Genomic DNA, 7716 nt, shown 5'->3' with positions numbered 1-7716 from the left:
ACCCCCGTTCTAAATATATTCGGCGTTTGTCAAAAAATAAAAATAAAAACTATAAAGGGCTATTTTGACAACCTCAGGTGAAAAAACCCCCCGTTCATCATTTGCCAGGTGGATTACGAGGCTGAGGTCACGCGGTAGACGTCGTAGACGCCTTCCACGCTGCGCACGGCCTTGAGGACGTGCCCGAGGTGCTTCGGGTCGCCCATCTCGAACGAGAACCGCGACACCGCCACCCTGTCGCGCGACGTCGTCACCGACGCCGACAGGATGTTCACGCGCTCGTCGGCCAGCACCTTGGTGACGTCCGACAGCAGCCGGTGCCGGTCGAGCGCCTCGACCTGGATCGCCACCAGGAAGACCGACGACGCCGACGGCGCCCACTCGACGTCGAGGAGGCGTTCGGGCGACTTCAGCAGCTCGTCGGCGTTCGTGCAGTCGGTGCGGTGCACGGACACGCCGCCGCCGCGGGTCACGAAGCCCAGGATGTCGTCGCCCGGCACCGGGGTGCAGCAGCGGGCGAGCTTCACCCACACGTCGCCCGCGTCCTTGACGATCACGCCCGCGTCGCCGGTGGGACGGCGCCGGGTGACGGTGGACGGGGTGGCGCGGTCGGCCAGTTCCTCCTCGGCGTGCTCGACGCCGCCGAGCTGCGCGACGAGCCGTTGCACGACGTGGCGGGCTGAGGTGTGGCCCTCGCCGACCGCCGCGTACAGCGCGCTCATGTCCGGGTAGTGCAGTTCCTTCGCCAGGGCCTGCATCGAGTCGACGCTGACCAGGCGCTGGATCGGCAGCCCGACGCGCCGGACCTCCTTGGTGATCGCGTCCTTGCCCTGCTCGATCGCCTCTTCCTTGCGTTCCTTGGCGAACCACTGCTTGATCTTCGCCTTGGCGCGCGGGGACGCGACGAACGACAGCCAGTCGCGGGACGGGCCCGCGCCTTCGGCCTTGGACGTGAAGATCTCGACGACCTCGCCGTTCTCCAACTTGCGTTCGAGCGCGACCAGGCGTCCGTTCACACGGGCACCGATGCAGCGGTGGCCCACCTCGGTGTGCACGGCGTAGGCGAAGTCGACGGGCGTCGACCCGACGGGCAACGTCTGCACGTCGCCCTTCGGGGTGAACACGAAGATCTCGCGCGCGGCGAGGTCCCAGCGCAGCCCTTCGAGGAACTCACCGGGGTCCGCGGCTTCCCGCTGCCAGTCGAGGAGCTGGCGCATCCACGCCATCTCGTCGATCTCGACGGACTTGCCGTTGTGCGTGCCCTTGGTCTCCTTGTAGCGCCAGTGCGCCGCGATGCCGTACTCGGCCCGTTGGTGCATCTCGTGCGTGCGGATCTGCACTTCGAGAGGCTTGCCGTCGGGACCGATGACGGTCGTGTGCAGCGACTGGTAAACGCCGAACCGCGGCTGCGCGATGTAGTCCTTGAACCGGCCCGGCATCGGCTGCCATGCCGCGTGCACCACACCCATGGCCGCGTAGCAGTCACGGACCTCGTCCACGAGGATCCGCACACCCACGAGGTCGTGGATGTCGTCGAAGTCCCGGCCGCGGACGATCATCTTCTGGTTGATCGAGTAGTAGTGCTTCGGCCGGCCCTCGACCTTCCCGACGATCCGCGCCGCCTCGAGCTGCGCGTTCAGCTCCTCGACGACGGTCCGCAGGTACGTGTCGCGCGACGGCGCGCGCTTGGCGACCAGCCGCACGATCTCGTCGTACTTCTTCGGCTGCAGGATCGCGAACGCGAGGTCCTCCAGCTCCCACTTGACGGTCGCCATGCCCAGCCGGTGGGCCAGCGGCGCGAGGACTTCGAGCGTCTCACGGGCCTTGCGGGCCTGCTTCTCCGGCGGCAGGAACCGCATGGTGCGCATGTTGTGCAGCCGGTCGGCGAGCTTGATGACCAGGACCCGCGGGTCCTTCGCCATCGCGATCACCATCTTCCGGATGGTCTCCGCCTCGGCCGCTGCCCCCAGCTTGACCTTGTCCAGCTTCGTGACGCCGTCGACGAGGCGTGCGACCTCTTCGCCGAAGTCCTCTTTGAGCTGGTTGAGCGAATAGTCGGTGTCTTCCACGGTGTCGTGCAGCAGCGCGGCCACCAGCGTCGTGGTGTCCATGCCCAGCTCGGCGAGGATCGTCGCCACGGCGAGCGGGTGGGTGATGTACGGGTCGCCGGACTTGCGGCGCTGCGGGCGGTGCTTCTCCTCGGCGACGTCATAAGCGTGCTGCAGAAGCGCCAGATCGGCCTTGGGATGGAGGTCACGGTGCACGGCGGCGAGAGGTTCGAGGACCTGCTTCACCGGGGCCGCACGTTGGGCGGTGATGCGCCGCGCGAGGCGGGCGCGCACACGCCGGGTTGCCGACGGTTGAACAACCGTCGCAGCGGGTTCGGTGTCTTGACTCAACCCCACGCTCCTCGGGTCTCGCGAGTACCGAGGATAACGCGTTCACGCTGACGAAACTTCCGGACGCGCGCCGAGCGGCGCAGCTCACACGGTGAACGCCGCCCGGACTTCTACTGGGCCGATCAGGCGACGCTCGCCACGAACGCCTGCCAGGCGGAGATCGAGAACGCCAGCACGTCACCGCGAGTGGCCTTCGAGTCACGCACGAGAGCGTCGTGAGCGAGCGACACCTCCACGCACGCGCTGTCCCCCTCACCGCTGCTGTAAGTGGTCTTACGCCAGCTCCGCTCGTGGCTCATCGAGGTCCTTTCGGAGTTTGCTGACGTAGGTCGCCAGCAAGCTCCGGGATTGTCCCTCATCCAAGGCGCGGGCATCCAACCACTTGAAGAACTCCCGGCTGCGGGCGATGGCCGCGCCATCGTGCGCGAAGACCTTCGCCAGATCGGTCTCGCTGTACGCGACCGGGATCTTCTTCTCGAAGTTGAACAGCATGCGAGCCGACTTCATGGCAGCAGCTGGGCCAGCGGACATCGGCACGATCCGGAGGAAGTGCGTGTTGAAGAGCATGCGCAGGTACTGCTCCTCCATGACCTTGTCATCGCCCACGCGCAGCTGGAGTGCGAGCTCGTGCACGTAGAAGCGGCACTCGGGCCGGTTCTGCACCCGATTCAAGATCGCCTGGCGCTCCATCCGCCACCGCAGGTACTTCTCCACGTCTTCGGGCTTGTTCCCGAAGGCGACGAGCAACGCTCGGGCGTACTCCGGCGTTTGGATGAGCCCAGGGACGTTCACCACGTCGTACGTCGTGATCTTCTTGGCCTGCGCCTCCGCCTTCGCGAGCGTGCGCAGGTTGTCCGGTACGAGGACCACGTACGGGTCGAAGGCGTAGCGGTACCGGTCGCGGAAGCGCTCGAAGAAGACGCTGTCCCGCCCGCACGTCAGCAGGTACTGCACGAGATCGATCTCGCTCGCCCGCGCCTTGCCGTTCTCGATGTTGGACACCTTGCTCGGGTCCCACCCGAGCTGCTCGGCGAACGCGAAGCCGGTCAACCCGGTGAACTTCTCGCGCAACCGGCGCAGCTCGTCACCGAGGTCGCGGCTGTAGGCGGTGGAGGTCATCGCAGTCATGCGACCCGACGCTAGGGCTTGAACCCGGTCCAAGAACCCGCTCAATCGGGTGGAAACGCGTGCCGAAACGGCGCGAGCTCACCGCCAGTCCGCGACCGACTCCAGCACCGCAGCATGGACTCGGCGGCTGAGTCCGTTGAATACCTCGCGAGCCTCGGCGAGCTGTGGTGGGGACACGAGCACAGCGAGGTTCCCGTCGACGAGATACGGAGCGATCTGGTCGAGCTCTTCCAGGCGGAAGAACGGGATGTACTCGTAGACGGTGTCGTAGGCCAGACACAGCGCGCCGAGCCGATTTTTGTCGGCTGGATGAGGCCGGCCGGTCGGACCGGGCACGTACGTCCGGAACCACTCGTTCACACCGTCTTGAAACGTGTCGAGCAACATGCGCAGCATCGTCGAAACGCCGAGCGCCGAGAAAACGAGCGGTGACCGCAACTGCGCGCGCACCGCGACACGGGCGTCGACGGCGTTGACCAGATCGCTTTCCGTCGCGGCGAACATGGCGCGCAACGCCGCGTCAACCTGGTCAACTGCGTCGAGCGAGGCCCTCGCATCCGTGAACTGAGTGAGCACCACAGGCGGTAGACGCAGCGTCGGCGTCTGTTGATCTGTCGACTGGGCACTCGCCTGCGAAGTGAGTTCAGCCATCTCCTGTTGAAGTTGGCTGAGCGCTCGATCCGACGACGAGCGCAACGCGGTCAGCGTCTTCATCGCCTGTTCGAGCATCCGCTGGGTGTTCGACTGCTGCCTGCCGAGCCTGGTGAACTGCTCTCGCATTTCGGACGATACGTCGTCGCCCGAATCGGCCAACAGACCAAGATGCCTTTCCAGCACAGTGGACAACGTGTCGTTGAACACGTATTGGTCGTAGACAATCGGCTCGGCGCTGAAAGCCCCAGTCAACCGCGACATGAAGTCGGCGTGCACGAGTCCCACCACGACGAGGATGACTCCCGCCTGCGCGCCGGCCGCCGACAGGAACGTCGCCCGATTGACCAGGGCGTCGCAGTCGGACTGGTCAAGCACCGATTCGCTGAGCACCAGGGCACAACCCGAGTTCGCCTCGGAGCCGAAGGGCACCCAGTAGTCCGCCCTGGAGTCCGTCTCCGAGGTCAACCACACATCGCGTTCGTAGGTGAGCCCGAGTCCATTGAGCACCTGGCGGATCTCGTTGCGCACGTGGTCAGCCGTGGCAGCGCCGGTGTGCTCCTTCGCGACCTCGCGCACCATCGCGACAGTGACCTGGGCTCCCGCGGGATCATAACGGTTTGCGTCCACGGCCCGCCGGTACAGGTGGCTGCAGAGCCTGATGATGCGGCGCGCGTTGCCATCGGTGAGGTTCACCAGGTATCGGACGGTGTCCACGGTGAACGGGTCGAGCACCCGCCCTCGGCCGAGGCGCTCCTGGCTCTGCCTGATGTACTCCACGGTGTTTTCGACAGTCAGCGGTGACACCGCGATGATCCGGCCGATGCGCTGCCGGACCGCGCTCCCGAGTTCGTCGAGATAGTCGGGCAGGCCGGCGAGGATGAGCAGGGCCTGCGCTGCCGCGAACACCTCCAACATCCGCTGGAACGCCTCCATGGCATCCGCGGTCGGTTTCCTGTTGCCGGACACCACCTTGTTCATCTCGTCGATCGCCACCACGAACCGTCGCCCGCGATGGCCGTAGAGCAGAGCCAGCACGCCCATTGCCTCCAACGCCAGCTCCTCGGTGACGATGGCGGTGTCGATCCCCCGGTCGACGAGCACCTGATCGGGTTGGTGCCCGGTGAGCCATTCCCAGGCGGCGTCAGCGAAGTCGTGCCGCAGCAGCAACGTCAGCGCGACGCCGAACGCCGAGTTGTTCGTCACCCGTTCCAGCACCTGCCTGAGCCTGTCCATGTACCGGCTCTCCGCCAGGTGCAGCCGGTGAACGGCGTCGACCGGGTCGAGCTGACCGGTGCGCAGCAAGTCGGCGATGTCGGTGGTGAACGGTGAATCGCTCAGCTCGTCCGCGATCACATCGGCGTAGAACTCCCGCACAAGGTCGCGCACGTCTTCCTTCCGCAGCTCGTCCCCGATGAGCTGCCGGTACAGGTCGACGAAGGTGGCCGGCCGGGCCTTCAGCAGGACGACCCGCGACCAAACTCCTTCCGACGTGTCACGAGCACGGCGCAACAAGGTCCCCACCAAATGGCTCTTGCCAGTGCCGTACTCGCCCACAATTGCGATCACATTGCCGACGGAGCTGGTCGACGGGCGGAGAAACGCGTCCACCAGGCTGACGGCCTCGGCGATGGCGGGTGTCACGATCGTCACCGTGGCGTCGTCGAACTCCCGAGGGTTCGCGACGGCCATAGGCAAGAACGGGTTGTCGTCGACGGGGGCGGGTGCTGGACGCTCGCTCATCGCTGTCTCCCCAACCGCCGGAAGTAGAAGCTCAAGAGATCCTCGAAAGTCACTTCACCCCTCAATCCGGTGTCCTTCGAACGCCACCTCGCGCCGTTCTCTAGAACTTCCTGGTAAGCCCCGTAGAGCAGCTTGTGCAGCTCACCGATCGAAAGTCTCCGAGCCTCGGTCACGCGACGTATCGTCTCTTCTGAGACATACGGGTAATCGGGTGCGTCCGTTCGGTTCCCTTTGCGCGACTGGACGAACGCCCAGCCATCATCCTTGGCCAGCGTTCCGACGTCGAGCCGAATCGGCACGGCCGAGTTGTGCGCGCTCTCGATCACCGGCCAATGCGAGTCGACGTTCTCGACCTTGCGGCTCTCCGCGAGGAACACGAGGTTCGGATGGGCCCACCGGGCGTAGTTTTCTATTTCACGTGGAATCTCCGTGCGCGGGAGCAGCACCACCAGGACCATGTTGCCGGGCTTGAGCACCCACCTGCTGGCATACAGGTAACCGAAGTCGAGATCACCCTTGTCCGAGGCATCCGTCAGCTCGTCACGCTGTTTCGGCTCCAGCAGGCCACGATCACCGAGCTCGTGGATCAGGAGCTTGAAGATCCGGTTCTCCCGTACCTCGCGAGGCTCGCTGTCGCGGCCGGTACCGGTGAACGACACGATGTGACAACCCTGGCCGAGCTTCCGCTTCACCCAGGCGGCGCATCGGTTGAGCAACGAGGTCTTGCCACACCCGTCCCATCCCAGCGCGACCGCCAGCCGGCCTTCCTCCCGCAGCGTCGTGAGGTCCTCGCCCAGAGCCTCCCGGAACACCGCATAGGCCGTTTCGGTGTGGTCAACCGGCACGTAGTAATCCTCATGGGATGGATCCACGTGCGGACACAACGGCCCGATGTGCGAGCGCATGCCGGGCACCTTGTACGGGTTCGGGTCCCCGTCGGGATCGTTCACGCGCCGACCACCTGCCCGAACTCGGCGCCGAGCAAGTCGTCCGCGTCACCAGGACGTTGCAAGGCCTGCACGACGACTTCGATGCGGCGGTCCAGCGTCTCCACGGCCTCGATGACCGCCGCGGCACGTGGTCGCCGCTCACTTCTGTCGTCCTCGAAGTACCAGCCCTCCGCCACCGAGCCGTCGAAGGCGTCGAGTTCGGCTCGCAGCACGTCCGGCGCGGTCCACTCCGGTCGCATCAGCCTGGTCACCGCCAGTTGGGTGTTGAGCTGGTCTCGCTTGCGCCTGAGCTCTGCCGTCGAGCCGTTGTCCTTGAGCTGCGCGTCGCAGTAGTCCCGCACCTCGTCCACGAACTCCCGGCCCGCCTTGCGCAGCGCGATGGCGTGCTCCTTGGCCCGGTTGCGGTCCTCACGCCGGTTCGTGCTCACCCACGTGATCCAGGCGCCGAGGAACAAGGAGGCCAGGCTTGAGGCCACGGTGATCACCGTGGTCACCCAGCCAGGAGTCGACGCCGGAGCCGACGGCCGCATGTGTGGTTCGGCGGCCGCTGCACAGGCTCTGTCGAATTCCGTTGGGCGTGCCTTACGCCATTCGTCGAACCCGAGGGCAGCACCGCCGCTGATGACCTTGTTTCCAGCCGATGCGGAATCCACGAGCTCCAGTGCCGCAGCGGCATCGACGGTTTCCGAGCGATGTGACGCGCAGTAGACGCGCGCCGCGTCCGATATCTCCGTTGCCGCACCACAACCCGTCAGCAGGAGCGGAACGAAGAGCAACAGCCGGCCGATTCCGCGACCTCCCCGCGTTCCGCCTTCTCCGCACATACCCCGTGTGTCGTTTCGGCA

Annotated in this window: 6 protein-coding genes; all 6 read right to left on the bottom strand. The window is 65.7% G+C overall.

From position 1 onward, the window contains the following. Positions 1 to 113 precede the first annotated feature (113 nt). On the bottom strand, positions 114 to 2405 hold the full coding sequence (locus tag ABZV40_RS42790) for a bifunctional (p)ppGpp synthetase/guanosine-3',5'-bis(diphosphate) 3'-pyrophosphohydrolase (protein ID WP_355455389.1): 2292 nt from the start codon (positions 2403 to 2405) through the stop codon (positions 114 to 116). A gap of 116 nt (positions 2406 to 2521) precedes the next feature. Next, positions 2522 to 2698: a DUF397 domain-containing protein gene (locus ABZV40_RS42785; protein WP_355455388.1), complete on the bottom strand. Its 177-nt coding sequence runs from the start codon at positions 2696 to 2698 to the stop codon at positions 2522 to 2524. Beyond that, the gene (locus ABZV40_RS42780; protein ID WP_355455386.1) at positions 2673 to 3527 is read right to left on the bottom strand and encodes a helix-turn-helix transcriptional regulator; all 855 of its coding nucleotides are present in this window, start codon (positions 3525 to 3527) and stop codon (positions 2673 to 2675) included. The genes ABZV40_RS42785 and ABZV40_RS42780 overlap by 26 nt, the downstream gene beginning before the upstream one ends. Before the next feature lie 78 nt (positions 3528 to 3605). Beyond that, entirely contained in the window at positions 3606 to 5921 is a 2316-nt protein-coding gene (locus ABZV40_RS42775; protein ID WP_355455384.1) for an ATP-binding protein, read from the bottom strand. Then, positions 5918 to 6871: a hypothetical protein gene (locus tag ABZV40_RS42770; protein WP_355455382.1), complete on the bottom strand. Its 954-nt coding sequence runs from the start codon at positions 6869 to 6871 to the stop codon at positions 5918 to 5920. The genes ABZV40_RS42775 and ABZV40_RS42770 overlap by 4 nt, the downstream gene beginning before the upstream one ends. After that, a complete protein-coding gene (locus ABZV40_RS42765; RefSeq protein WP_355455380.1) occupies positions 6868 to 7347 on the bottom strand; it encodes a hypothetical protein in 480 nt (159 codons plus the stop codon). The genes ABZV40_RS42770 and ABZV40_RS42765 overlap by 4 nt, the downstream gene beginning before the upstream one ends. Positions 7348 to 7716 lie beyond the last annotated feature (369 nt).

This window comes from Lentzea sp. NPDC004782 (genome assembly GCF_040609115.1).
Lineage (GTDB): Bacteria > Actinomycetota > Actinomycetes > Mycobacteriales > Pseudonocardiaceae > Lentzea.
Note: the sequence above shows the minus strand (reverse complement) of the source record. Positions and strands in the feature narration are given on the sequence as shown.

Bases quoted from the DNA above. Each gene is read 5' to 3' on its own strand.
- ABZV40_RS42780 (WP_355455386.1), bottom strand. From the start codon at position 3,527: ATGACTGCGATGACCTCCACCGCCTACAGCCGCGACCTCGGTGACGAG.
- ABZV40_RS42785 (WP_355455388.1), bottom strand. From the start codon at position 2,698: ATGAGCCACGAGCGGAGCTGGCGTAAGACCACTTACAGCAGCGGTGAG.
- ABZV40_RS42775 (WP_355455384.1), bottom strand. From the start codon at position 5,921: ATGAGCGAGCGTCCAGCACCCGCCCCCGTCGACGACAACCCGTTCTTG.